We start from the raw sequence: 24,982 nt of genomic DNA, 5'->3' as shown, positions 1-24,982 counted from the left end.
TTTAAGTTTTTTTTAGGAGCTTTTTCCAGCTATCCGCTTTATTCCCGATCAAAAAAACTACGGCTAAAAAGCCTTGTTTTCTAAAATCGGGAGATACCGCTGCTATCTGGGCTAGAATTTTCGGTAAAAATAGCCATTCTTGGATCAATAATGAAATCGTAATCATTCTTAACAAATTTTGGCAGTTTGCAACTTCCTAGCACAAAAATTAATAAGTATCTTTGTAACATCAAAAAAAAACTGTTGAGATATTTCGTTAAATTTGCATACAATGGCACGCATTACCACGGATGGCAATTTCAGCCCAATGCAGCCTCTGTTCAAGAAACAATGAACAAAGCCTTTTCGGTATTGTTAAACACACCTCTAAATCTTATGGGTGCTGGAAGGACTGATACTGGAGTTCACGCCAGAGAAATGTATGCTCATTTTGACATAGAAAAATCATTTAATAAAACGAGCTTGCTTCACAAACTCAATTCTTATTTACCCAAAGATATCGTAATTTATAACCTTATAGCAGTTCATGATGATGCACACACTCGGTTTGATGCTACTAAAAGAACTTACGAATATCACATTCATACTTTTAAAGATGTATTTTTACAAGATAAGAGTTGGTACTTTCATCAAACGTTAGATATTGAGCTCATGAATCAAGCAGCACAAATTCTGTTTGAACACACTGATTTTCAATGTTTTTCCAAAGTAAACACTGATGTAAATACCTTCGATTGTACTATTTATGAAGCGCATTGGACACAAAAAGACAACAATTCGTTGGTTTTTACCGTTTCAGCAAATAGGTTTTTACGTAATATGGTGCGTGCCATAGTAGGTACGTTGATCAATGTGGGGTTGCATAAAATTACACTCGATGATTTTACAGCCATTATTGCTAGTAAAAACAGAGATAAGGCCGGGATTTCGGTTCCAGCACATGGTTTGTATTTAACCAAAATAGAGTACGATTATTTATAGCTTCAGGCTGTAAGCTTTACGCATTATGCCTAAAGCCTAAAGCATAAGGCTTAAAGAAAAAATATGAAAGCAAAAGCATTTGATACACGATTATTTAAAAGAATATTAAAATTTACAAAACCTTACCAATGGCGATTTAATGGAGTAGTTATTTTTGCTATTTCATTGTCAATATTTGCAGCGTTACGACCATATTTATTAAAACAAACCGTTGATGGTTACATTGCTACACAAGATCAAAAAGGATTATTGATGTATGTAATCTTAATGGGGATTGTGCTTTTATTAGAGGTGTTTTCACAATTTTACTTTGTCTTTTGGGCCAACTGGCTGGGTCAAGACATTGTAAAAGACATTCGTACCAAACTTTTTCAGCACATTTTAAGTTTCCGAATGAAATATTTTGACCACGTTCCTGTAGGGCAATTGGTGACGCGATCCGTTTCTGATATTGAATCCATTGCACGAATTTTTAGTCAAGGTTTGTTCATGATTATTAGTGACTTGATGAAAATGGTTGTGGTGCTGGGTTTTATGTTTTATATGAACTGGACCTTGACCTGGATTGTGATTGTAGCCATGCCAATACTGGTTTTTGTAACGAGAATTTTCCAAAAGAAAATGCAAGTTGCTTTTGAGGAAGTGCGTACTCAAATTGCCAATATGAATTCCTTTGTACAAGAGCGAGTTACAGGCATGAAGATTGTTCAACTCTTTAATAGAGAAAATATTGAGTTAGAAAAGTTCAAAGAGATAAATGACAAGCACAAGAAAGCGTGGATAAAAACCATTTTATACAACTCTATCTTCTTCCCTATTGCTGATATTATTTCGTCATTAACTCTTGGTTTTATTGTGCTTTACGGCGGAATCAAAATATTAAACGGAGACAATTTCACCACTTTTGGTGATTTATTTTCATACACCATGTTTATTGGAATGTTATTCAATCCCTTGAGACAAATTGCCGATAAATTCAATGAGATGCAACTAGGAATGATTGCTGCCAACCGTGTTTTTGATATTTTAGACACCCAAGATCAAATACAAGATACAGGTATTCTTGAGGCGCCAATTTTTAAAGGAAATATTGAATTTAATAAAGTTCGTTTTGGTTATATTCCTGATGAAGAAGTCATTAAAGGAATTAATTTAGAAGTAAACGCTGGACAAACAATTGCCATTGTAGGCTCTACGGGTGCAGGGAAATCTACTATTATCAACTTACTAAATCGTTTTTACGAAATCAATAGCGGCTCCATATATATTGATAATCAAAATATTGAAAATTATACTTTGGGCTCGTTACGAAAGCAAATTGCGGTAGTATTGCAGGATGTTTTCCTTTTTGCTGATACTATTTTTAATAATATTACCTTACATAATCCTGAAATTGATCGCGAACAAATATTGGCTGCAGCCAAAAAAATTGGAGTGCATGAATTTATCATGAGTTTGCCTGATAATTATGATTTTGATGTTAAGGAACGTGGCGTAATGCTTTCCTCTGGTCAACGCCAATTAATTGCATTCTTGAGAGCTTATGTGAGTAACCCAAGTATCTTAATTCTTGACGAAGCCACATCCTCTATAGATACTTACTCCGAGGAATTGATTCAGCGTGCTACCGAAACCATTACTAAAGGCCGAACCTCTATTGTTATTGCACATCGTTTAGCAACGATTGTAAACGCTGACAAAATTGTAGTGATGGATAAAGGACTAATTGTTGAACAAGGTACACATCAAGAACTAATTAATCGTGAAAGTGGTTTTTACAAGAATTTGTATGACTCTCAGTTTTCAGTGGCGAATTGATTCAAAATAAAATCCTTACATTTACTTACAGTTATAGTTCCACTTAACCCAATAAGCAAGTGAAGAAAATAGGAATTGGTTTCTTGATACTACTTTTATATTCGTGCATCCCATTGCGAATTGCGCCAAATATTGAGGGTGATAAAATTGTACAAGCCAAAAAATTCAAAAAAGACCTTCCAAATTGCTACGGATTTGTCTTTGAAGACAAAAAAAAGGCTGATGAATTTTACAACTTTATCAATACCAAATACAATTTAAAACACAGCAATGTAGATTCAAATGTTCCAATTGTTATTGCCAACAAGACTTTTTATATGTCTTTTTTTGAAAGAGAAAGAGTGACAAAAACGCTGAATTTAATTCCAATTGCCGTTGATACCGGTTTACAAAGCAAAGGGAATGATTCGATCTTTGAGGACAATTATACTTCTAGAAATGGTTTTTGGTACATCATTATTTCGGTTAGGGATAAAGAAATCAAGGACTGTCTCGACCCAAATTATCCCGAACTATCAATTGTTACCAACCATTTAAAAAAGCTTAGAGATGAGTATTTTTCGACCACAAATTATGTTGAAGCCTATTTAAAAATGAAATGATTGATCTGGTGCAAACACCATTGCTAATAAACTTATAAAACGGTTAATTTTTTTTAAAATAAATCCTTAATTTTGCTATCCGAAAAGCGATTCAAACAAGTCTTAAATGAAAATAGTAGAAGTACTGCTTTCTCATCAATAAAAAAACAAAAAAACTTTACAATGAAATACGATATTATAGTTTTAGGAAGTGGTCCTGGTGGTTATGTTACTGCAATTAGAGCATCTCAATTGGGCTTTAAAGTAGCCGTAATAGAAAAAGAAAACTTAGGCGGTGTATGCTTGAACTGGGGATGTATCCCAACAAAAGCCTTACTTAAATCGGCTCAAGTTTTTGATTATTTAAAACATGCTTCGGATTACGGATTAACGGTATCCTCATTTGATAAAGATTTCCCAGCTGTCGTACAACGCAGTAGATCAGTAGCAGATGGAATGAGCAAAGGTGTTCAATTCTTGATGAAAAAAAATAAAATTGACGTTATTGATGGTTTTGGAAAACTAAAACCAGGCAAAAAAGTTGACGTTACTGACAAAGAAAATAAAGTTACAGAGTATAGTGCAGATCATATTATTATTGCTACTGGAGCTCGCTCTCGTGAATTACCAAACTTACCACAAGATGGTTTAAAAGTAATTGGTTACAGACAAGCCATGACATTGCCAACACAACCTAAATCAATGATAATTGTAGGTTCTGGAGCAATTGGGGTTGAGTTTGCGCATTTTTACAACGCAATGGGAACAGAAGTAACTATTGTTGAATTTATGCCAAACATTGTTCCTGTTGAAGACGAAGACATTTCTAAACAAATGGAGCGTTCTATGAAAAAAGCTGGTGTAAAAATCATGACCAACTCGTCTGTTGAGCGTATTGATACCACTGGTGCTGGTGTAAAAGCATTTGTAAAAACAACCAAAGGAGAAGAAGTTCTTGAAGCTGATATTTTACTTTCAGCGGTTGGAATCAAAACCAACATTGAAAATATTGGACTTGAAGAAGTAGGAATTGCAACTGATAGAGATAAAATTTTAGTAGACGCTTTCAATGCTACTAATATTCCAGGTTACTACGCCATTGGTGATGTAACTCCGGGGCAAGCATTGGCACACGTTGCATCTGCTGAAGGAATCAACTGTGTAGAAAAAATTGCAGGTCTTCATGTAGAACCAATTGACTACGGAAACGTACCAGGTTGTACCTATGCAACTCCAGAAATTGCATCTGTTGGATTAACTGAAAAACAAGCTAAAGAAAAAGGATACGAATTAAAAATTGGTAAATTCCCATTCTCAGCATCAGGTAAAGCTAAAGCTTCTGGAACACCAGATGGTTTTGTAAAAGTAATTTTTGATGCTAAATACGGCGAATGGTTAGGATGTCACATGATTGGTGCTGGTGTAACTGATATGATTGCTGAGGCAGTTGTAGCTCGTAAACTAGAAACTACTGGACATGAAATATTAAAAGCTATTCACCCACACCCAACTATGAGTGAGGCAGTAATGGAAGCTGTTGCTGATGCTTATGGCGAAGTAATTCACTTGTAAAATATATAAAAGAGTTTCTAAAAGCTACTTTTTTTAAATAATATGAAATCCGTTTTGTGAAAGCAAAGCGGATTTTTTTTGTATAATTTCAAAGTCAATTATGTAACAAATCTCATAAATAATGTAACATCAAACACTTATAATTCTCGAATTTTATATTTTACTATTTCATATATAAAATCATAAAACTAGAAAATGAAATACATAACAATAATATCTTCCAGCATACGCACAGAGCGAAAAAGTCACAATGTGGCATTGTACCTTGAAAACTATTTAGCAGCTAATAAATTGGCTACATCGGAAATTTTAGATTTAAAAAAATACAATTTTCCATTGTTTGAAGAACGATTCAAAAATTTAGAAAAGCCTTCGACATCAGTTTTAGAATTCGCTCAAAAAATTAAATCGTCTGATGCAATTATTATTGTTACACCAGAATACAATGGAAGTTTACCCGCTAGTTTGAAAAATGTAATCGATTTATTATATGAAGAATGGAGCGGAAAGCCAATTGGACTTTCAACGGTTTCATCTGGCATATTTGGAGGAAATCAATGTTTAACTCATTTACAATTTATTCTTTGGAAAATGAAAGCCACGGTTATTCAAGCAAATTTTCCGGTTCCAAATGTTGAAAAAACCTTTGATGATGAAGGACATCCAATCAAAAAAGAAGAAACTAATAAATTAGCAGATCTATTTTTGAAAGAGCTTATTAAAAACATTAAGTAAGCTAAACTACTGATTATAATTTATTTCCGAAAAATATTTTGTAAAGGTAGTAATAATGTAAACTAAGTATTTTATTATATAATTTTTTTGAATAGAATTTCTACAACTTTACAATATCAAAAAAATCAAAAAAATTGTTATGGAAAAGAATTTAGAAAATCAAGAAGGAATTAATAAAATTAAGGAATTGGCAACGGACATCGACATCTGTCTTTTTTGTACAAATTTAAGTATTGACCAAGGAGATTCTACAAGACCAATGAGTACGCAAGAAGTTGATGAAGACGGAACGCTATGGTTTTTTAGTGACCGAAACAGCATTAAAAATAAAGAAATAGAAAACGACAAAAACGTTAGACTTTATTACTCTCATCCATCAAAAAGCAGCTATATGGTTGTGAATGGTGAAGCAGAAATAATTTTTGATAAACAAAAAGTTGAGGATTTATGGTCGCCTCTAGTAAAAACATGGTTTAAAGAAGGAAAAGACGATCCAAATATTTCTATTTTAAAAATTAAGCCAAATAACGCTTACTATTGGGATGTAGAAGGCAATGAAATGATTAATTTTTTCAAAATGATAGCATCTGTTGCAACGGGAACAACTCTCGTTGATGCTAAAGAAGGAAACATAAAACTATAAATATAATAAATTAAACTACAAAAAAAATGGACAGCGAAAAAACAATCTCCGTATTAAACAGCCTAATTCAAATCAACAACGATAGAATTGAAGGTTACAAAACCGCATCAGACGAAACTAATGAAGCTGATTTAAAAGCCTTATTTTCTGAATTTCAAGCTACAAGCGTAGCTATAAATAGCGAATTAAGAAACGAAGTTTCTAGACATGGAGGAACACCAACTGAAGATACACGAATTACTGGAAAGTTTTTTAGAGTATGGATGGATGTAAAGGCAGCTTTAACTGGAAACGATAGAAAAGTTATCTTAGAAAGCTGTGAGTATGGCGAAGATGTTGCTAAAAAAACGTACGAAGAAACGTTAGAAAATGAAATTGAAAATCTTTCTTACGAGCAACAAACGATGCTAAAAGATCAGCATTCAAAATTAGTTGCAGATCATAATAAAGTAAGATCAATGGTTGCAGCACTTGCATAAATTTAATAATTTTAAACGCTATTGTCAAGAGAAGATGCTAAACACCAATAAAAATTAGTCCTAATAAAGGCGTTTTATAAAAATTCTAAAGTCTATTTTGAAAATTCAAAATAGGTATTAGAATTTTTTTTAGTTAACAGGCAGTAAACTAATATTAAATGTTTTTTTATTTGTCAAATACAGTATCGATATCTTAATTCGAATTATAATGACTGAACGAAATAGGAATACTTGTTTTTGTAAATCCTAATTCAATGCGATTTCTGAAAAAATTTATTTTTTTTGCTGCAATGTTCACAGAAATACTGTGATTTGTATATTTTTTATACATTAACAATTATTTACAAATCGTACCCTCCTTTATAAACAAATCTCCTATATCTTTGTAAAACGTGGGCAGGACCACATTATTTAGAACTTATTTTATAAAAATGACACCTGAAAACAAACGATTTTCTACACTTTTAAGCGAAAACCAAAACAACAATTGGGTTCGAGCCATTGATTCCTCTAAAATTGTCAATTGGATTGATGACTTATTCAAAATTTTATTCCCTGAAAAAGCGCTAGAGACCATTCAAATAGAAGTACTTTTAAACCAAAATAAAGCTGATTTTATTAGCATTTTATCCGAAATTGTAAAGAACAAAACCACGGATGCAATTCTTGATGATGCCGAAGCGTTTTATACTACTTTACCACATTTATACGCTAACATGCAGCAAGATGCTCAAGCCATTCTTGACACAGATCCAGCTGCTGATTGCATTCAAGAAATTATTAATTCTTACCCAGGTTTTTTTGCAATTGAAGTATATCGTATAGCGAATGCCATTGCAACAAGAACCCCTTGCCTACTTCCAAGAATTTTAACGGAGTATGCACATAGTAAAACCGGTGTAGATATCCATCCGAACGCTACCATTGGAGTTCCGTTTATAATTGATCATGGAACAGGAATAGTAATTGGTGAAACCACAGTAATAGGAAAACATGTGAGTGTTTACCAAGGTGTAACCCTAGGAGCCTTGCAAGTAGAAAAAAGTATGCAAGAAAAAAAACGACACCCTACCGTTGAAGATCATGTTATAATTTATGCTAATGCCACTATTTTAGGAGGCAGTACAATAATTGGTAATCACAGTATTATAGGTGGAAATACGTTTATCACAAAAAGCGTAAATCCGTATTCATTTGTTATGCAGTCTAATAAAAACACCGTTTTAAATCAACTAGAAACAAAAGATATTAATTTTTTCTCTATATAAATTATGACAAAATTCAACAACATACTCGACACAATTGGCAATACGCCACATGTAAAAATCAATCGTTTGTTTGGTAGCAACCATGATATTTACATTAAACTAGAACGCGCTAATCCTGGTGCAAGCATCAAGGATAGAATTGCACTTGCCATGATTGAAGATGCCGAAGAAAAAGGGTTACTCAAAGCAGGCGGAACCATTATTGAAGCTACATCCGGTAATACTGGTATTGGTCTTGCCATGGTTGCAGCCGTAAAAGGGTATAAATTAGTATTGGTAATGCCCGAATCCATGTCAATTGAAAGACGCAGACTCATGAGTTTGTATGGTGCCGAGTTTGTACTTACACCTCGAGAAAAAGGAATGAAAGGAGCACTAGAAAAAGCACAAGAACTAGTTGCTGAATCGGCTAATGCATGGTCTCCACTTCAGTTTGAAAACCCTGCAAATATTGAAATTCATAAAAAAACTACTGCACAAGAAATCATAAAAGCATTCCCTGAAGGCTTGGATTACTTGATTACTGGCGTAGGAACGGGAGGACATATTACAGGTTGTGCCGAAATACTAAAACAACATTTTCCAAACCTTAAAGTTTATGCAGTTGAGCCAGAAGCTTCTCCTGTGATAAGTGGTGGCGCTCCTGCTCCACACCCTATTCAAGGCATTGGTGCTGGATTTATCCCTAAAAATCTTCATACTGATTTATTGGATGGTACAATTCAAGTTAGTAAAGATGAAGCATTTTTATATGCACAAAGAGCCGCAAAAGAAGAAGGAATGTTTATAGGAATATCATCAGGGGCATCACTTGCTGCTGTGGCTAAAAAACTTCCTGAAATTCCTGAAAATGCAAAAGTGCTAACTTTTTGTTACGACACAGGTGAACATTATTTAAGTATTGAAGGCTTATTTGTTTAAATAAAATTCTAGAAACCGATTTACGTTTGTAAGTCGGTTTTTTTATTCTACTTTATAAATTTCAAGTGTTAAAATTAACATTAAATATATTTATTTCATACTTAAACTAGAATTTTTAAAGATTTTTAACCAACAAAACAACAAATAGTTAAACCTTTTTAAAAATCTGAAGTCATATAAAAAAACTATTATGAAAAATTTTATTTTAATACTATGTATTGTAGTAGTAAGCAGCTGTAGCAATAATAATGAAGTAGTTGATCCAACTCCTTCAACTGAAATGTATTTCCCATCAAATTCAAATAGCAACTGGGAAACAACTTCAAGTGCTAGTTTAAAGTGGAATCAAAGTGCAATACAGCCATTAAAAGATTTTTTAATCCAAGAAAACACAAAATCTTTTCTAATTCTTGTAAACGGAAGAATAGTAATGGAGGAATATTTCAACGGACACACAGCAACAGATACATGGGAATGGAATAGTGCAGGTAAAACACTTGTTGCAACCACAACTGGGATTGCTCAACAAGAAGGGCTAGTAAACTTGAATACCAAAGTATCTAACTACCTGAGTACGGAATGGACAAGTATGCCTTTACCTAAAGAAGATCTAATCCAAGTTCGTAATTTATTGACCATGACTTCAGGAAATGATGACAGTAAACAATTTATGATAAAATCAAATATAACTTATATTACTGATGCCAATACTCGATGGGCTTATAGTAATGTTTTTCAGAAATTAACTGATGTGATTGCAAAAGCTAGCAATAAACCATTTGAAACTTATTTTAATGAAAAATTAAAAAATAAAATTGGTATGGATGGCTTTTGGAATTTTGGAGCTATTTTCACAATATACCATAGTACAACAAAAAGTATGGCGCGGTTTGGATTATTAGCATTAAATAAAGGAAAATGGAATAATGAAACAATTGTAAACGAATCATTTTTTAACGAAAGTGTAAATACATCTCAAAGTATAAATCCATCTTACGGCTACTTATGGTGGTTGAACGGTAAAACGAGTGCTATGATTCCTGGTGAGCAAACCGTATTTCAAGGTTCACTTGTACCTAATGCACCTGCTGATATGTATGCAGCAATGGGAGCAAGCGATCAAAGAATTTATGTTATTCCAAGTAAGAAAATGGTAATCGTTAGAATGGGAAATGCTTCTGACCCATCAAATCCTAACTTTGCAGTTTCTGGTTTTGACAATGCCCTTTGGAGTAAAATAAATGCTGTTATCAAATAAATAGAAGTATTATTATAAGAAACAAAATGTGCTGTACAATTTCAAAAAGTACTACTTTACATTTAAAAATGATAAGCTAAGTTCCTGTAAATCATTTGTTTTAAATTTTGTTTAATTTTTTGTTAAAAATGTTAAACAAGTGAATTAAAGGAGTATATTTGAGTATCTTAATTTAATTAAACTAAAATATTTAAAATGAAATTAGTAAAAACAATTGGTGCTATGGCACTTTTAGGAGTTATCGCAACTTCATGTGGAGAAAAGAAAACAGCTGAAACAACAGAAAATGCAGACACAACTTCAGTTTCTGTTGATTCTGCAGCAGTTGTAGCAACACCAAATATTGTAGGTGTTGCAGCAGGAAATGCTGATTTTTCTACATTAGTAACTGCGGTAAAAGCGGCAGGATTAGTAGAAACATTGAGCAGCGAAGGACCTTTTACGGTTTTTGCACCAAACAATGCCGCATTTGATAAATTGCCAGCCGGTACAGTTGATGGACTATTGAAACCAGAAAGTCTTGATAAATTAAAAGCAGTTTTAACGTATCATGTAGTATCTGGAAAATTTGATGCAGCAGCAGTTACAGAGGCTATCAATAAAAACAATGGTAAATATACTGTTACAACAGTTCAAGGTGGCACTATTGTTTTGAGCTTAAAAGACGGTAAAGTAATTTTGACAGATTCAAATGGAGGAACCTCAACAGTTGTACTTGCTGATGTCGCTGCGTCTAATGGTGTAATTCACGCTATCGATTCAGTAGTTATGCCAAAATAATTGATCCAATTAAAATTTTAAAGCCGTTGCAATTTCATTTTGTGACGGTTTTTTTTTATAAATCAATTTATGAATGATTCAGCTTTTTAAGGCTCATGTATTTCAATTTGGCATAATTATTCGAAATAAATACATATCGAATAAAAAAATAAATTAATTTTGTTTACAAATAATAAAATACGTATGAGTTATTTGAAAACCGAATTATACGAATTAATCAAAAAAGATAACTCTGTATTTGATTTTATACAAGAAACAGCTCTTGACGGTCTGACATACTGGGATATTGAAAATCCCAATCATAACTACATGAGCCCTAAGTTTTGGTCAACACTTGGTTATAATTACAACGAATTACCAAGCAAAATCAAATCATGGAAAGATCTAATTAACAAAGAAGATTTGGAATTACTTCAAGAAGTAATACGTACAAATTCTATTAATTTTACTTACGAGCAAATTTGCAGGTTTACCCATGAAAACGGATTTACAGTTTGGATGAAATGCAATGGTAAAATCATTCAAAGCCCAGATGGCAATGGTTTACGGTTACTGGGAGCTCATATTGACATTACATACCAAAAAGAACAAGAGCTTTTACTTGAAAACTGCAATTCAGCAGCAAGAATTGGGTATTGGGAATATGATATTGCGACCCAAAAAATTCATTGGAGTAAAATAACTAAAGAAATTCATGAAGTAAGTGAACACTATAGCCCTAATCTTGATACAGCGATCTATTTTTATAAAGAAGGTGAAAATAGAGATACTATAAATCTTGCCATATCGAACGCCATAAAACATAACGACTCTTTTGATCATCGATTGCAGATCATTACTGCGAAAGGCAATCATCGTTGGATTAGAACTATTGGGCAAACCGTATTTATAGAAGGTAGGTGCACTAAAGTATATGGTACTTTTCAAGATATAACTATTGAAAAGCATGCCAAAATTGAATTAATAAAAGAGAAAGAAAAGCTACAAAGTGTACTTGAAGGAACTAACTTAGGGACATGGGAATGGAATATTCAAACTGGGGAAGCAATTTTTAATAATCGTTGGGCAGAAATTATAGGTTACAAACTTGAGGAGTTACAACCCGTAAGCATCCAAACTTGGATTGACTTCGCACATCCTGATGATTTACTCCAATCACAAAAAATTCTTGAAGAATGCTATAGTAAAGAGCGCGATTTTTATCACTGTGAATGTAGAATGAAACATAAAAATGGGGAATGGGTTTGGGTTTTAGATCATGGAAGAATAATAAACTGGACTGATGAAGGACTTCCCTTAATGATGTATGGTACTCATACTGATATTACCGAAACTAAAAAAAAATTTGAGAGAAATAAATTATTTATAGAACAAACCCCTACCGCTATTGCAATGTTTGACACACAGGTGAAATACATTGCTTCGTCTGAAAAATGGATTACTGATTATCGTTTAGAAGGTCAAAAGATAATTGGCCAATCACATTACGATGTTTTCCCCGAGATAGGTGAGGAATGGAAAAAAATACACCAACAATGCTTAACTGGTGACACTCACAAAAGGGATGAAGAAAAATTTGTTCGACTAGATGGTTCAACACAGTGGATAAGGTGGGTAGTTAAACCTTGGTACACCGATTCAGAAAAAATAGGTGGATTAATTATGCTCACAGAAGACATCACCGAAAGAAAAAAAATTCAAGAACAACTGTTAGTAAGTGAAGAGGCCTTTCGTGGGAATTTTGAGAGTGCCGCTATTGGTATGGCATTACTTAACATACATGGGCAATGGCTAAAAGTGAATACAAACTTATGCGAAATTACAAAATACAAGGAAGACGAATTAATGCAGCTTACTTTTCAAGACATTACACATCCTGATGATCTAGAGGAAGATGTTGCTTTATTAAAAGAACTTGTAGAGGGTAAAATAAATTTTTACCACCTTGAAAAAAGATATATTTGTAAAGACGAAACAATTGTAGATGTTATGCTGGCAGCATCTATTGTGCGGGATTCTGATAACAACCCCTTGTACATCATATCCCAAATCATAGATATTACATCCCAAAAAAATGCTGAAAATAAACTAGAACAAGCTGTATCAAAACTTCAAGGAATTCTAGATGCTAGTACACAAGTTGCTATAATAGAAACTAATCTTGATGGTATTATTACAACATTTAATACAGGTGCCGAAAATCTTTTGGGATTCAAAAAAGAAGAAATAGTTAATCTAAAAACACCTGAAATCATTCATTTACAAGAAGAAATTAAAGCGCAGCAAGAAAAATTATTTCTTCAAAAAAATATTAACTGCAAAGGTTTTGAAGTTTTCACCCATGATCTTCATAAAGGTAAATTTGAAACTAGCGAATGGACTTATGTAAAAAAAGACAGTACTCATTTCCCTGTCCAGCTCACCATTACTGCCATAAAAAAGGATAATACCATTACAGGCTATCTATTTATAGCTGTTGATATAAGTAGCATCAAAAAAGTAGAAAATGAAATTCAATCATTACTATTTGTCACAAAGGATCAGAACGAACGGTTGAAAAATTTTGCACATATTGTTTCTCATAACTTAAGATCTCACTCTGGCAATATTGCTATGATGTTAGATTTGCTTTTATATGAAAATCCTTCTTATGCCGATAATGAAATCATTCAACTACTAGATTTGGCTTCAAAAAACTTAAAGGATACTATTGGACATCTAAATGAAGTAGTGATTATGAATACCACTATAACAGAGAACATAGCACCCGTTAATTTAAGTGAAGCAATTGAAAACAGCATCAACAACATACAAATTCTAGCTAAAAATGCACAAGTATATATTTCAAATGAAGTAAAAAGTGATGTATTTGTTTTAGGTATTCCAGCCTACGTAGAGAGCATCTTATTGAATTTTTTATCGAATTCAATAAAGTATAAATCAGACAATAGACAAGCCTTTATCAAACTTACTGCTATAACAGAAAATGATACCCTAATACTAAGTGTTGAAGACAATGGGCTAGGAATTGATTTAAAACAAAACGGAGATAAGATTTTTGGTATGTATAAAACTTTTCATAAAAATGATGATGCCCGAGGTATTGGACTATTTATTACAAAAAATCAAATAGAAGCTATAGGTGGTAAAGTTACCGTTTCTAGCGAAGTTGACAAAGGAACTACTTTTAAATTATATTTTCAAAATGCCTAAAATAGATATTGCCTGTATAATAGATAATGACCCAATCTTTGTTTTTGGTGCAAAAAGAATTATGGAAATTGCAGATTTTTGCAATAGCTTCATGATTTTTAGAGACGGCAAAGAAGCATTTGACAAACTAAAAACAATAATTCATACAGATGGAAAACTCCCTGATTTAATCTTACTGGACTTAAACATGCCTATCTGGAACGGTTGGCAGTTTCTAGATGAATTTATCAAAATTCCCATTAAAAAAACAATTACTATCTATATCATGACCAGTTCAATTGACCCCACGGATATTGAAAAAGCAAAAAAATATAACGAAATTTCAAATTACAGTATCAAACCAATTACTCTTGTAGAATTAAAAAAACTGATTGAATAATATTTCTTTTTTAATGAGCGCAATGCAATTTACACAGATAAAAGAGCCGCAATAAAAGCATCAACATCTTGTACGGTATTATAATGACTAAAAGAAACCCTCAAACTTGGTAATACTAAATCAGCTTCACTTAAAAGTTCGGCCAAAACGTGAGAAGGCTTAATACTTCCTGATTGACATGCACTTCCCCTAGATACAGCAATGCCTTTCATATCTAAATAAAACAATATCAGAGCAGTTTTCTCTTTTGGGAATGGCAATAAAATATTTGTAACATTATAAAAACCTGAAAGATCCCCATTGCATTTTACACCTGGAAAATTTACATGCAATTGTTCCCATAAATAATCTCTTAATGTTTCAATGTGTTTTTGATCCTTTTCTAAATTTAAATACGAAAGTTCTAAAGCCTTAGCCATTCCAGCTATTTGATGTAAGGCTTCGGTTCCAGCGCGCAAGCCTTTTTCCTGCTCTCCACCAAAAAATAAAGGTTGTAGTCCTGAATTTTTTCGAATAAAGGCAAATCCTACTCCTTTTGGACCATGAAACTTATGTGCACTCGCTACAATAAAATCAACAGGAATTTCTTGTAAATCGATCTTTAATTTACCTATAGATTGCACCGTATCAGAATGAAACAACACATTATGCTCTTTACAAATGATGCCCACCCGATTTAGGTCTAGCATAGTTCCTATTTCATTATTCACATGCATTAAACTAACTAAAGTCTTTTTATCATCAGCTAAAAGAGTAACTAAATGGGTTAAATCTATTGCGCCATCTGGTTTTAAAGCAACATAATCTACTTCTATTCCGTACTGTTGCTGTAACGCTAAAACCGTATATAAAACCGCATGATGCTCTATTCTACTGGTAATAATTCGTTCAACCTTTAAATCTTTAACAGCTGATTGTAAAATCCAATTATTCGCCTCGGTACCACAAGATGTAAAGATGATTTCCTGCGCAGTAGCATTCAAATTTTTTGCAATAGCTTTTCTAGACAGTTCTAAAACATTTTTGGCACTTCTTCCAAAGCTGTGTGTAGAAGACGGATTACCGTATTCTTGTTCTAGAATGTGTGTCATTTCCTGAATCACCTCTGAGCGAAGTGCAGTAGTTGAAGCATTGTCAAGATATACTTTTTGCATTGTAGTTGATATATTTGAAAGGTTACTCGGCGTCTTTTGTAGTTGATTATATTTTTTTATTTTTCTTATATAATACTTCTTTGTTGAATACTACGATAGACAACAAAATTAAGAAATAAGAAAATAGTTGAATATTTTGTACTTGCTCTTGGTAGTAAAAAACAGCTAATAAAAAATTAATTATCGGATTAATATAAATCATAATTCCCACTGCTGAGGAGTTTATTCCTTTTAAGGCATATAGATTTAAGAAAAGTGGAATGATTGTAAAAAAAACTACAATCATAAACATGCATGTATAAAAAATTGGCTCTGTAGGAACTGGACCGCTATATTCTGGATAAAAAGGTAGTAAAATAACCGCGGTAAAAATTAACTGAATGGTTAACCCTAAAAACTTATCGATTTCATTATTTTTTCGCTGGCTTACCAAATACAAAGCATACGTTGCAGCAGTTACTAAACTGAAAAAGATATCTTGAAAATGATTGAAGGATAACAAAATACAACTCAAAAAACTAATCCCAACTGCAACCCATTGCCAAGAACTTAGTTTTTCTTTGAGCATAAAAAAAGCAAGAACTGTGGTTAGAATAGGACATATCAAATAAGCCAAAGAAGCCGCATTGACGCTTACATGATTCATTACAAAAATATAAACAAACCAGTTTGACGATAAAAAAAAGCCTCCGCCCAGAGTAAGCCAAATTACTTTTTTTTGCTCCTTAGGTACAAGTTGCTTAAAACGATTCCAATTTTCAGAGATTATTTTTTTTCGAAAAATAATATTAATTAACACCATTGTAACTACACTAAAGAAAACACGATAAAACAAGATATCTAGTGATGGATAAAGATATAACGGTTTAAGTGCAAAACTGAAAAACCCCCACATAAAAAAAGCAAGGAAGGCCGCCGAATAATATTTATTTAAACTCATTGATAAAAAAATGAAATACAAAGATACTCATTTCTTAAAGTAATACAGTCTTAAAAACCAATCAAGTTGGGCTACTAAAGCGTGAGCTTTCAAAAAACACTACCTTAATATCATGTTAAAAATGTGTTTTTTAAATTACAATGCAACTAGAACCCATTAAAAATTCTATTTTTGTTTCAAATTCTTGAAGATGAAAAAAATTTTAAGCATATTCTTTTTAGTAGTTATTTTAAACAGTTGTGATGACGGTGATTTAACACAAGAGAATATCAACTTTGAGTCCGTAACAGCTCAAAAATGTACGAATACCAACATTCTCTACAAAGTTAAAGAAAACGAAGCCTTACTAATTGATGCATCAGGAATTAAATTTCCTACGGAGGAAACCACCCAAGAAATAGTTATTAACACTACAAATCGTGTGATGTATCGTTTTTACAGCGGTACTGTAACCTCTGCAACATTGTGTGAAACTATCCCACCTGCAAATCCTATTGTGGTTGACGAATGGATAGCAACAGGTGGAAAAATGGTGATTACCACAAAAGCTGTTAAACCAATAAACCAAACTGACAACAGTACCAGGATAACAGGATACAGTCATAGTATTACATTTAAAAATATAACATTTGATAAAGGAAATGGTACACAGGTGTACGATATTTTTAACTTTGGTGATTATATTTTAAACACTACACCTCTCCCTTTTTCATTTACTAAAGTGTTGAAACAATGTCCAAACACCAAGCAATTACATGATAAAAACAGTAGTGAAGCTTTGATACTTGATATTGATCCAGCTTTGATTAAAAATGAAAGTACAGCGTTAAATGCTCCTCGTGTAGCACTCATTGGCAACACTGTAAACAAACTCACTTATAGACTGTTTGGAGGTTTATTAACTGATGGTTATTTTTGCAACACCACATATCCTGCTACACCTAGCGTAACCGAAGAATGGCTAGCAATTCCTGGCATTGCTAATACAAGTGGTACAATTGAAGTTACTACAACAACATTTGGAACAGGGTTTAAGCATACAATTGTTCTAAAAAAGGTGAAACTAAAAAAAGGAACAAATGATTTTAGTCTAGGTGACAATTACATTTACGGAGAGTTACTTACAACAAATTAGTACAATCCAAAAAGACAATAGTGTAAAAAACAAAAACCCAATTCTATCAGTACATAAAATTACTTTTAGAATTGGGTTTATATTTTTTTGACTAAATATACTTTTCTACATGGCACTTTGCTTGATATACACTTCGGTGGCGCCCAAACCATATTTTTGATAATTACCATCCTGAAAAGCAATATTATCGTACCGACCAAGTAGAAAATCAAGTTCTGCTTTTAAAATTCCCTCACCTACTCCATGAATAAAAACTATTTTTGGAATTCTGTTTTTAATGGCAAATTCAATGTGTCTTTTTGCTGTTTCGGTTTGTAAGGTCAAGATATCATAATTAGACATTCCTCTTTTATTAGGCACTAATTTTTCAATATGTAAATCAAACTCTGGTGCAGAAATTTCATGTTTAGATTTTTTTTCTTTTACAAAACTACGCGGTTTTGGGATCTCTTTTTCTTTTTTAATTTCAGCTACATCTATCCTTCTAATAGTATCCAGCAAATTACTACTGTCGTTTACTTTAATCAATTCATTGGCAAGAAATGCCATCGTAAAACCGTCTTCTGTTTCTATTGTAACACGATTTTCTTGTACAGAAAGAACAACACCGTTAATGGCATCATCAAGAACCGAAACCTTATCTCCTTTATTCAACATTATCATCCTTTTTTTCTTGATTCTTACTCGGTGTTTTAGCACTTAATTGCATCATTCCCATCATAAAAATTACAATAGCAACAGCCATTACATAAATGTTCTTATTCGCACTTACTTGCTCGTACAATGCCACACTTATTGCAACTACCATTATAGGAAGTATTAACTTTTTCATCTTTTTTTCGAATAATTATTCAAAAGTAATCATTTTTAAATTGCTCTTTTTAATTTGTAAAAAGTTTATTGTTTATTTGTAAAGTTGTAAAAAAGAAAAAAGTTGAATTTAGAAAAATACATGCTCCCTTGTTTAAGTAAAACAATCTTTGGAATTGAATGCTTGGGCTGTGGCTTTCAGCGAGCTTTACTTTTATTGATACAAGGTGATTTTACAAACGCTTTTAAAATGTATCCCGCAGTATTCTCTTCAATACTATTTATACTTTGTTGTGTTTTAAGTTTTTTGGACAAAAAAAGAAAATACAGCAACCTAATTATTACAACGGGAATCATAAATGCTGTTTTTATGATTGCAGGTTATTATTTCAAACATTTTGAAACTATCTTTTTGATGTAAAACATTACTGAAACAATGGTTAACACGGGTAAATTTCTGTGGCAAAAACATTAATTATTTAACAAAGTTTCCTAATTGCAACAATAGGTTTACTTGAATCCAATGCATAATTTTACTTTAGTTCAATATCTTTGCACCACTTTTTTGAACCAATGAAATAAATTTTGTCGAATGTTCCTCTTTTGCTATAGGAACTTTCTTTTTTAATAATCCAATAAGCTCATGAAATCATATAAAATACTAGATTTAATAGGCAACACGCCATTAGTTGAATCTACAAACTTAATTGCTAACAAAAATGTAAAACTATTATTGAAACTTGAGGGTAACAATCCTGGAGGAAGTGTAAAAGATAGAGCGGCATACAACATGATCAAATCAGCATTAGAACGAGGAGACATAAAAAAAGGCGACAAACTAATAGAAGCAACTAGTGGAAATACTGGAATAGCACTAGCCATGATTGCACAGTTATTTAATATTGAAATTGAGCTCATACTGCCCGAAGATTCTACCATAGAGCGTACACAAACCATGCGTGCTTATGGAGCAACGGTTATTTTAACTCCAGCGGCAACAGGAATTATAGGATCAAGAGATTATGCTGATAAAAAAGTTGCTGAAGGTGGCTATATCATGCTCAATCAGTTTGCTAATGATGATAACTGGAAAGCGCATTACAATACTACAGGTCCCGAAGTATGGAATGATACTGATGGAACTGTGACCCACTTTGTATCTGCAATGGGTACAACGGGAACTATAATTGGTACATCGACTTATTTAAAAGAAAAAAATCCTGCCATTCAAATTGTGGGAGCGCAACCAAGTGACGGTTCGCAAATACCAGGCATTAGAAAATGGCCAGAGGAATATTTGCCTAAAATTTTTGATGCCAAAAAAGTAGACTCAGTTATTGAAGTTTCAGAGCAAGAAGCCAGAGCCATGACCAAACGATTAGCGCTTGAAGAAGGAATTTTTGCAGGAATGAGTAGTGGCGGATCAGTGGCTGCTGCGATAAAAATTGCTGAAACTTTAGAATCTGGTGTTATTGTAGCAATCATTTGCGATCGTGGTGACCGTTATTTATCTTCAGATTTATTTGATTAATTCTAAAAATCAATGCAGTACTATGAAAAAAATTTAGTCTTAAAATTTTTATTTTAAATCAAGACATAATTTTCCAATTGGTATAATAGAAGCAAGATACATCATGGGGCAAAAAACACAAACTCAAGACTGGGCCAATTTAAAAAAGTACCAAGAACAAAATTTACAACTTAAACCATCCCCAGCTGAAGAAAAGAGAGTTGTATTTATGGGTGATTCCATTACTGAGTTTTGGAGCAGAATAAATCCGAGTTTTTTTGAATTAAAACCGTACATCAACCGCGGCATTAGTGGCCAAACAACACCTCAAATGCTCAACAGGTTTACAGCTGATGTTTTAGATTTAAACCCTGCTGTTGTTGTCATACTTGGTGGTGTAAACGATATTGCCGGAAATACTGGACCAACTTCGATCCAAAGTATTGCTACAACTATTTTTGAAATGGTAGCCTTGGCTCAAGCCAATAAAATAAAAGTCATTTTATGTTCTGTTTTGCCTGCTTATGATTTTTCTTGGAGACCCAATCAATTTCCTGCTGAAAAAATTATAGCCTTGAATCTTTTGATAAAAAAATACGCCTTGGAAAACGGCATATATTATCTTGATTATTTTAATGAAATGAAAGATGAGAAAAACGGACTCAAAAAAGAATATGGCCCAGACGGTGTACATCCCAACTTAACAGGATATCAAGTAATTGGTCCTCTAGTTGAAAAAGCAATTCAAAAAGTTTTGGAAATTTAATCCATAAAAAAAACTCGAGTGTACAACTCGAGTTTTTTGTGAAACTATTTTTAGTTTACAATAGTGTTGCGGTACTAGAAATTGTTGCGTTCAGAACCTTAGAAACTGGACAATTTTTTTCGGCTTTTTGAACTAATTCTTGAAAAGCATCTGCTGTTATGTCTGTAATTTTTGCATCAACCGTAAGATGAGATGTGGCAATGACACCATCTACAAAATCAATGTCACATTTTGTTTCAATATATTCAATAGCGAATCCTCCCTCGCTAATATATGTTGATAGTTGCATTGTAAAACAACCCGCATGTGCGGCCGCTATTAACTCTTCGGGGTTTGTACCCACACCTTCTTCAAAACGTGATTTAAAGGAGTATTGCGTTTTATCAAGAGTAGTTGTTTGAGTAGTAAGCGTTCCATTTCCTTCTTTAAGTGAACCTTCCCAGTGTGCTGTTGCGTATCTTTTCATAATGCTTTTTTTAGTGTTATCCCAAATTTACAAAACCAAAGCAAACGTGCCTGCCAATAAAATATTAATTAACGTAACTTTAGCCATGTATCTATAGTTCAACAAAAACTTCCTGAAAAATATCAGTACAGAAATACCAATTAGTGGAATTTGAATTCCAAAAAAAGCTACAAAAAGAAATTTTGTTTAAATTTTCATATAGTATCATACTACTGTAATTAGGAATGGAAATTATAAGTAAACTACAAAATATCTATTTAAAAGGCTCTCTAATTTCGTAAAAAAAAAATAAATTAAGAACTCCCTAATGATTTAAATATCAAATCTTTTAGACAAAAATAGATTTAGCCAATAAAGTAGAAAAAAAGAGTTAATTAACTAAAAATTAAAAATATTTGTGAAATTGAATTTATAAAACCAATCAATCACTTATTTTTGTGCTATGGCTAAGAAAAATACAGACAAAGTTGTCTTTCATCAAATAAAAGTCCTTGATGCTGGTGCAAAAGGCGTTTCGGTTGCAAAAGCACCGGATGGTAAAGTAGTTTTTATCCCGAATGTAGTTCCGGGAGATGTGGTTGATGTGCAAACTTTCAAAAAACGCAAAGCGTATTATGAAGGTAAAGCAGTTCATTTTCATGAATTTTCAGAGCATCGTGTAGATCCTGTTTGCGATCACTTTGGTGTTTGTGGAGGATGCAAATGGCAAAACATGAACTACAATCAACAATTAGTTTTCAAACAAAACGAAGTCAAAAACCACTTGCAACGCATTGGGAAGATAGAACTTCCGGAATTTGAATCAATTTTAGGTTCAGAAAAAAAGTTTTTTTACAGAAATAAAATGGAATTTTCGTTTTCAAATAGCCGTTGGTTAACCGAAGCTGAAATTGAAAGTACTGAAGATTTAGGAAATAGAAATGCACTTGGTTTTCACATTCCTAAAATGTGGGATAAAATTCTAGACATCAATAAATGTCATTTACAAGAAGATCCGTCAAACGCCATTCGTAATGAAGTTAGAGATTTTGCAAATGCAAATGGATTAACTTTCTTTAACCCCAGAGCACACGAAGGTTTATTGCGTACCTTAATGTTACGTACAGCCTCAACAGGTGAGATTATGGTATTGATTCAATTTTTCGAAAATGACAAGGCCAACAGAGAGTTGATTTTAGATCATCTTTATGAAAAATTTCCGCAAATTACATCGTTACAATACGTTGTTAATAATAAAGCAAACGATACGCTGTACGATACCGATATCAAGCTTTACAAAGGAAGAGATTACATTCTAGAAGAAATGGAAGGGTTGAAATTTAGCATTAATGCCAAATCTTTTTACCAAACCAACTCAGACCAAGCTTACGAGTTGTACAAAATCACAAGAGATTTTGCAGGTTTAACAGGAAATGAAGTAGTGTACGACTTGTATACTGGAACAGGAACTATTGCCCAGTTTGTTTCTAAAAAAGCGATAAAAGTAATTGGTGTAGAGAGTGTTCCAGATGCTATAAAAGATGCAAAAGCAAATGCCGTTCGAAATGAGATCACGAATTGTGAATTTTTTGTTGGAGATATGAAAGTGGTGTTTAACGATGATTTCATAGCACAACATGGTCACCCAGATGTTATTATTACAGATCCACCGAGAGATGGAATGCACAAAGATGTAATAGAACAAATCTTAAAAATTGCTCCACAGAAAGTGGTTTATGTAAGTTGTAACTCGGCTACTCAAGCACGTGATTTGGCACTAATGGATGAAAAATACAAGGTAACTCGTGTACGTCCTGTGGATATGTTTCCGCAAACACATCACGTAGAAAATGTGGTTTTACTTGAAAGAAGATAGACACCTTAACCCTGTTACGAAAAACATTACAATGTAAATGAAAAAAATAATTTTATTCGTATTTGCTCTAGCACTATCTTTCTCAAGCTGTGAAAAAGACGATATTTGTGATGCAAAAACACCTACAACTCCTAGATTAGTAATTGATTTTTACGATTTTGAAAAACCATCTGTAAAAAAAAATGTGAATAGTCTTAAAGTAGTAGGTGAAGGACAGACTGAAGGCATTTTATTTAATGGAAGTCCAACTACTAACGCAAATAGAATTACAATTCCACTTAAAACAGTTGGTACTTCAACCAGTTTTAAGTTTACACTAAACTCAGGCAATGCAAACCCAGCATTAGTTGATGAGGATGTTATCCGTTTTAATTACACCACACAAGAACTTTTTGTTTCAAGAGCATGCGGATACAAGTCCCTTTTTACATTAGATCAAGCAGCACCATTTGTTCATACAGATGCAACTGCAGCTAATCAAAAATGGATAAAATTTATAGAAGTTGTAACACGAAACATAGACAATGAAAATCAAGCACACATCAAAATCTTTTTTTAGTATCTGTCTTTTGTTTCTGATAATTAGTGTTCAAGCACAAGAAACGACAAAAAAAATAGAAATTAAAAAGCCATCCACTATAACAACGGTTGAGCCTACAAAAACAACTAAAGAGCAAATCATTCCTAACATTCCTAAAGCAAAAAATGCGGCACTACCAACAAATGTTAAGACTGACTCGATACCAGTAAAAGCTGATCGTTACGGAATTCGTGTAGGATTAGATTTGTATAAAGTAACTCGTGCACTTTATGACAAAGATTACAAAGGTCTAGAGCTTGTGGGTGATTACAGACTGACAAAAAGGTACTTTTTAGCTGCCGAGCTTGGAAACGAAAATAAAACCACAGCTGATGATCGTGTCAACTTTACCACAAAAGGAAGTTACCTAAAAGCAGGTTTTGATTACAATGCCTATGAAAACTGGCTGGATATGGAAAACATTATTTCAATTGGTCTTCGTTATGGTTTTAGCACTTTTAATCAGCAGTTAAACAATTACCGCATATATAATTCAAATCCATACTTTCAAGAAACACCAATTATAAACTCAGGACAAAAATTTAATGGTTTGTCAGCCAGTTGGATTGAAGTTGTTGCAGGTATAAAAGCAAAAGTATTTAACAATGTTTTTATGGGATTTAGCCTCCGTTTGAATCGATTGGTAACTAATAAAGAACCAGAGAATTTCTCTAACTTATACATTCCGGGATTTAACAGGACGTATGATGGTAGCTTTGGAGTAGGATTCAATTATACGGTAACGTACTTTGTTCCAATCTATAAAAAGAGAATAAAACCAGTTGTAGTACCAAAAAAGTAGCATAAAAAAAACGCACATTCACTAACAGAACTTAAAAAAAGTAATTAGTAAATGTGCGGTTTATGGTTAAAATAAAATTCCTATACTACCCTATTTCTTTGAATCCTTTAATAAAAATCCATTTCATATACAATTTCTCACCGTCTTTGGTTTTTACGGCTTGAAACTTTGGAGCTACTAATGTCCCTATTACAAATGCCGTTATTGGAATCCAAAAACCAGTTAAATTAGTATACATATCAATGGCGTATCGTCCAGCGATAAATAAAACTGCAAAGCTTGCTAGTTGATATACAAATGCTTGTATTTGTTTTTTTGTCATTTTTATACGTCTTA

General features: G+C 32.8%; 27 protein-coding genes. 20 read left to right on the top strand and 7 right to left on the bottom strand.

Going from position 1 to position 24,982, the window contains the following annotated elements:
* Nucleotide 1: 1 nt before the first annotated feature.
* On the bottom strand, nucleotides 2-166 hold the full coding sequence (locus tag FJV36_RS00895; protein WP_158729113.1) for a hypothetical protein: 165 nt from the start codon (nucleotides 164-166) through the stop codon (nucleotides 2-4).
* Between the two features lie 77 nt (nucleotides 167-243).
* Between FJV36_RS00895 and truA the strand changes: the two genes are divergently transcribed.
* The 13 genes from truA to FJV36_RS00830 all read left to right on the top strand — a co-directional run bounded on the left by truA (nucleotide 244) and on the right by FJV36_RS00830 (nucleotide 14,628).
* On the top strand, nucleotides 244-981 hold the full coding sequence (gene truA / locus FJV36_RS00890; protein ID WP_158729112.1) for a tRNA pseudouridine(38-40) synthase TruA: 738 nt from the start codon (nucleotides 244-246) through the stop codon (nucleotides 979-981).
* A gap of 63 nt (nucleotides 982-1,044) precedes the next feature.
* The gene (locus FJV36_RS00885) at nucleotides 1,045-2,799 is read left to right on the top strand and encodes an ABC transporter ATP-binding protein (RefSeq protein WP_158729111.1); all 1,755 of its coding nucleotides are present in this window, start codon (nucleotides 1,045-1,047) and stop codon (nucleotides 2,797-2,799) included.
* A gap of 59 nt (nucleotides 2,800-2,858) precedes the next feature.
* Entirely contained in the window at nucleotides 2,859-3,401 is a 543-nt protein-coding gene (locus FJV36_RS00880; protein ID WP_158729110.1) for a hypothetical protein, read from the top strand.
* 162 nt (nucleotides 3,402-3,563) lie between these two features.
* Entirely contained in the window at nucleotides 3,564-4,952 is a 1,389-nt protein-coding gene (lpdA, locus tag FJV36_RS00875) for a dihydrolipoyl dehydrogenase (RefSeq protein WP_158729109.1), read from the top strand.
* 195 nt (nucleotides 4,953-5,147) lie between these two features.
* The gene (locus FJV36_RS00870; RefSeq protein ID WP_158729108.1) at nucleotides 5,148-5,687 is read left to right on the top strand and encodes an NADPH-dependent FMN reductase; all 540 of its coding nucleotides are present in this window, start codon (nucleotides 5,148-5,150) and stop codon (nucleotides 5,685-5,687) included.
* Between the two features lie 139 nt (nucleotides 5,688-5,826).
* Nucleotides 5,827-6,330: a pyridoxamine 5'-phosphate oxidase family protein gene (locus FJV36_RS00865; RefSeq protein ID WP_158729107.1), complete on the top strand. Its 504-nt coding sequence runs from the start codon at nucleotides 5,827-5,829 to the stop codon at nucleotides 6,328-6,330.
* Nucleotides 6,331-6,356: 26 nt separating this feature from the next.
* On the top strand, nucleotides 6,357-6,809 hold the full coding sequence (locus FJV36_RS00860) for a PA2169 family four-helix-bundle protein (protein WP_158729106.1): 453 nt from the start codon (nucleotides 6,357-6,359) through the stop codon (nucleotides 6,807-6,809).
* A gap of 431 nt (nucleotides 6,810-7,240) precedes the next feature.
* Entirely contained in the window at nucleotides 7,241-8,077 is an 837-nt protein-coding gene (locus FJV36_RS00855; RefSeq protein WP_158729105.1) for a serine O-acetyltransferase, read from the top strand.
* A 3-nt stretch (nucleotides 8,078-8,080) separates the two neighbouring features.
* Nucleotides 8,081-8,998, top strand: coding sequence for a cysteine synthase A (gene cysK, locus FJV36_RS00850; protein WP_158729104.1), 918 nt, complete (start codon nucleotides 8,081-8,083; stop codon nucleotides 8,996-8,998).
* Nucleotides 8,999-9,188: 190 nt separating this feature from the next.
* Complete coding sequence (locus FJV36_RS00845; protein WP_199250902.1) at nucleotides 9,189-10,256, top strand: serine hydrolase; 1,068 nt, start codon at nucleotides 9,189-9,191, stop codon at nucleotides 10,254-10,256.
* Between the two features lie 195 nt (nucleotides 10,257-10,451).
* Nucleotides 10,452-11,036, top strand: a complete 585-nt coding sequence (locus tag FJV36_RS00840; protein WP_199250901.1) for a fasciclin domain-containing protein — start codon at nucleotides 10,452-10,454, stop codon at nucleotides 11,034-11,036.
* 183 nt (nucleotides 11,037-11,219) lie between these two features.
* Nucleotides 11,220-14,249, top strand: a complete 3,030-nt coding sequence (locus FJV36_RS00835; protein ID WP_158729103.1) for a PAS domain S-box protein — start codon at nucleotides 11,220-11,222, stop codon at nucleotides 14,247-14,249.
* Nucleotides 14,242-14,628, top strand: a complete 387-nt coding sequence (locus tag FJV36_RS00830; protein ID WP_158729102.1) for a response regulator — start codon at nucleotides 14,242-14,244, stop codon at nucleotides 14,626-14,628. The genes FJV36_RS00835 and FJV36_RS00830 overlap by 8 nt, the downstream gene beginning before the upstream one ends.
* 29 nt (nucleotides 14,629-14,657) lie before the next feature.
* Here the strand turns inward: FJV36_RS00830 and FJV36_RS00825 are convergent, their stop codons facing one another.
* Nucleotides 14,658-15,782: a cysteine desulfurase family protein gene (locus FJV36_RS00825; RefSeq protein ID WP_158729101.1), complete on the bottom strand. Its 1,125-nt coding sequence runs from the start codon at nucleotides 15,780-15,782 to the stop codon at nucleotides 14,658-14,660.
* Nucleotides 15,783-15,828: 46 nt separating this feature from the next.
* Nucleotides 15,829-16,722 carry an EamA family transporter gene (locus tag FJV36_RS00820; protein WP_158729100.1) on the bottom strand — a complete coding sequence of 298 codons (894 nt, stop codon included), beginning with the start codon at nucleotides 16,720-16,722 and terminating at the stop codon, nucleotides 15,829-15,831.
* Between the two features lie 190 nt (nucleotides 16,723-16,912).
* Between FJV36_RS00820 and FJV36_RS00815 the strand changes: the two genes are divergently transcribed.
* Entirely contained in the window at nucleotides 16,913-17,857 is a 945-nt protein-coding gene (locus tag FJV36_RS00815) for a hypothetical protein (protein ID WP_158729099.1), read from the top strand.
* Nucleotides 17,858-17,962: 105 nt separating this feature from the next.
* Here the strand turns inward: FJV36_RS00815 and FJV36_RS00810 are convergent, their stop codons facing one another.
* Nucleotides 17,963-18,514, bottom strand: a complete 552-nt coding sequence (locus tag FJV36_RS00810; RefSeq protein ID WP_158729098.1) for a Smr/MutS family protein — start codon at nucleotides 18,512-18,514, stop codon at nucleotides 17,963-17,965.
* Nucleotides 18,504-18,665, bottom strand: a complete 162-nt coding sequence (locus tag FJV36_RS00805; RefSeq protein ID WP_233264568.1) for a hypothetical protein — start codon at nucleotides 18,663-18,665, stop codon at nucleotides 18,504-18,506. The genes FJV36_RS00810 and FJV36_RS00805 overlap by 11 nt, the downstream gene beginning before the upstream one ends.
* A gap of 144 nt (nucleotides 18,666-18,809) precedes the next feature.
* Between FJV36_RS00805 and FJV36_RS00800 the strand changes: the two genes are divergently transcribed.
* The 3 genes from FJV36_RS00800 (at nucleotide 18,810) to FJV36_RS00790 (ending at nucleotide 20,943) form a co-directional block, all read left to right on the top strand.
* Nucleotides 18,810-19,088: a DUF2752 domain-containing protein gene (locus FJV36_RS00800; RefSeq protein WP_233264571.1), complete on the top strand. Its 279-nt coding sequence runs from the start codon at nucleotides 18,810-18,812 to the stop codon at nucleotides 19,086-19,088.
* Between the two features lie 222 nt (nucleotides 19,089-19,310).
* Nucleotides 19,311-20,198 (top strand): cysteine synthase CysM, encoded by an 888-nt coding sequence (gene cysM / locus FJV36_RS00795; RefSeq protein ID WP_158729095.1) that lies wholly within the window; start codon nucleotides 19,311-19,313, stop codon nucleotides 20,196-20,198.
* Between the two features lie 103 nt (nucleotides 20,199-20,301).
* Nucleotides 20,302-20,943: an SGNH/GDSL hydrolase family protein gene (locus tag FJV36_RS00790; RefSeq protein WP_158729094.1), complete on the top strand. Its 642-nt coding sequence runs from the start codon at nucleotides 20,302-20,304 to the stop codon at nucleotides 20,941-20,943.
* A 55-nt stretch (nucleotides 20,944-20,998) separates the two neighbouring features.
* Here FJV36_RS00790 and FJV36_RS00785 read toward each other — a convergent pair whose 3' ends face one another.
* Complete coding sequence (locus FJV36_RS00785; RefSeq protein WP_158729093.1) at nucleotides 20,999-21,409, bottom strand: OsmC family peroxiredoxin; 411 nt, start codon at nucleotides 21,407-21,409, stop codon at nucleotides 20,999-21,001.
* 442 nt (nucleotides 21,410-21,851) lie between these two features.
* On the opposite strand from FJV36_RS00785, the gene rlmD reads away from it, so the two are divergent.
* The 3 genes from rlmD to FJV36_RS00770 are packed head-to-tail and all read left to right on the top strand — an operon-like array spanning nucleotide 21,852 to nucleotide 24,646.
* Complete coding sequence (gene rlmD / locus FJV36_RS00780; protein WP_158729092.1) at nucleotides 21,852-23,264, top strand: 23S rRNA (uracil(1939)-C(5))-methyltransferase RlmD; 1,413 nt, start codon at nucleotides 21,852-21,854, stop codon at nucleotides 23,262-23,264.
* Nucleotides 23,265-23,301: 37 nt separating this feature from the next.
* Nucleotides 23,302-23,823: a DUF6452 family protein gene (locus FJV36_RS00775; RefSeq protein ID WP_158729091.1), complete on the top strand. Its 522-nt coding sequence runs from the start codon at nucleotides 23,302-23,304 to the stop codon at nucleotides 23,821-23,823.
* Nucleotides 23,789-24,646 (top strand): DUF6048 family protein, encoded by an 858-nt coding sequence (locus tag FJV36_RS00770; RefSeq protein ID WP_158729090.1) that lies wholly within the window; start codon nucleotides 23,789-23,791, stop codon nucleotides 24,644-24,646. The genes FJV36_RS00775 and FJV36_RS00770 overlap by 35 nt, the downstream gene beginning before the upstream one ends.
* 85 nt (nucleotides 24,647-24,731) lie before the next feature.
* Here the strand turns inward: FJV36_RS00770 and FJV36_RS00765 are convergent, their stop codons facing one another.
* Nucleotides 24,732-24,968: a hypothetical protein gene (locus FJV36_RS00765; RefSeq protein WP_158729089.1), complete on the bottom strand. Its 237-nt coding sequence runs from the start codon at nucleotides 24,966-24,968 to the stop codon at nucleotides 24,732-24,734.
* Between the last annotated feature and the right edge of the window lie 14 nt (nucleotides 24,969-24,982).

This window comes from Flavobacterium sp. I-STPP5a (assembly GCF_009764685.1).
GTDB lineage: Bacteria > Bacteroidota > Bacteroidia > Flavobacteriales > Flavobacteriaceae > Flavobacterium.
This window is presented reverse-complemented; position numbering and strand designations above follow the sequence as displayed.

Excerpts from the sequence above, each read along its gene's own strand:
- FJV36_RS00895 (WP_158729113.1), bottom strand. The coding sequence starts at position 166 with ATGATTACGATTTCATTATTGATCCAAGAATGGCTATTTTTACCGAAA.
- FJV36_RS00885 (WP_158729111.1), top strand. The coding sequence starts at position 1,045 with ATGAAAGCAAAAGCATTTGATACACGATTATTTAAAAGAATATTAAAA.
- lpdA (WP_158729109.1), top strand. The coding sequence starts at position 3,564 with ATGAAATACGATATTATAGTTTTAGGAAGTGGTCCTGGTGGTTATGTT.
- FJV36_RS00870 (WP_158729108.1), top strand. The coding sequence starts at position 5,148 with ATGAAATACATAACAATAATATCTTCCAGCATACGCACAGAGCGAAAA.
- FJV36_RS00865 (WP_158729107.1), top strand. The coding sequence starts at position 5,827 with ATGGAAAAGAATTTAGAAAATCAAGAAGGAATTAATAAAATTAAGGAA.
- FJV36_RS00860 (WP_158729106.1), top strand. The coding sequence starts at position 6,357 with ATGGACAGCGAAAAAACAATCTCCGTATTAAACAGCCTAATTCAAATC.
- FJV36_RS00855 (WP_158729105.1), top strand. The coding sequence starts at position 7,241 with ATGACACCTGAAAACAAACGATTTTCTACACTTTTAAGCGAAAACCAA.
- cysK (WP_158729104.1), top strand. The coding sequence starts at position 8,081 with ATGACAAAATTCAACAACATACTCGACACAATTGGCAATACGCCACAT.
- FJV36_RS00845 (WP_199250902.1), top strand. The coding sequence starts at position 9,189 with ATGAAAAATTTTATTTTAATACTATGTATTGTAGTAGTAAGCAGCTGT.
- FJV36_RS00840 (WP_199250901.1), top strand. The coding sequence starts at position 10,452 with ATGAAATTAGTAAAAACAATTGGTGCTATGGCACTTTTAGGAGTTATC.
- FJV36_RS00835 (WP_158729103.1), top strand. The coding sequence starts at position 11,220 with ATGAGTTATTTGAAAACCGAATTATACGAATTAATCAAAAAAGATAAC.
- FJV36_RS00830 (WP_158729102.1), top strand. The coding sequence starts at position 14,242 with ATGCCTAAAATAGATATTGCCTGTATAATAGATAATGACCCAATCTTT.
- FJV36_RS00825 (WP_158729101.1), bottom strand. The coding sequence starts at position 15,782 with ATGCAAAAAGTATATCTTGACAATGCTTCAACTACTGCACTTCGCTCA.
- FJV36_RS00820 (WP_158729100.1), bottom strand. The coding sequence starts at position 16,722 with ATGAGTTTAAATAAATATTATTCGGCGGCCTTCCTTGCTTTTTTTATG.
- FJV36_RS00815 (WP_158729099.1), top strand. The coding sequence starts at position 16,913 with ATGAAAAAAATTTTAAGCATATTCTTTTTAGTAGTTATTTTAAACAGT.
- FJV36_RS00810 (WP_158729098.1), bottom strand. The coding sequence starts at position 18,514 with ATGTTGAATAAAGGAGATAAGGTTTCGGTTCTTGATGATGCCATTAAC.
- FJV36_RS00805 (WP_233264568.1), bottom strand. The coding sequence starts at position 18,665 with ATGGTAGTTGCAATAAGTGTGGCATTGTACGAGCAAGTAAGTGCGAAT.
- FJV36_RS00800 (WP_233264571.1), top strand. The coding sequence starts at position 18,810 with ATGCTCCCTTGTTTAAGTAAAACAATCTTTGGAATTGAATGCTTGGGC.
- cysM (WP_158729095.1), top strand. The coding sequence starts at position 19,311 with ATGAAATCATATAAAATACTAGATTTAATAGGCAACACGCCATTAGTT.
- FJV36_RS00790 (WP_158729094.1), top strand. The coding sequence starts at position 20,302 with ATGGGGCAAAAAACACAAACTCAAGACTGGGCCAATTTAAAAAAGTAC.
- FJV36_RS00785 (WP_158729093.1), bottom strand. The coding sequence starts at position 21,409 with ATGAAAAGATACGCAACAGCACACTGGGAAGGTTCACTTAAAGAAGGA.
- rlmD (WP_158729092.1), top strand. The coding sequence starts at position 21,852 with ATGGCTAAGAAAAATACAGACAAAGTTGTCTTTCATCAAATAAAAGTC.
- FJV36_RS00775 (WP_158729091.1), top strand. The coding sequence starts at position 23,302 with ATGAAAAAAATAATTTTATTCGTATTTGCTCTAGCACTATCTTTCTCA.
- FJV36_RS00770 (WP_158729090.1), top strand. The coding sequence starts at position 23,789 with ATGAAAATCAAGCACACATCAAAATCTTTTTTTAGTATCTGTCTTTTG.
- FJV36_RS00765 (WP_158729089.1), bottom strand. The coding sequence starts at position 24,968 with ATGACAAAAAAACAAATACAAGCATTTGTATATCAACTAGCAAGCTTT.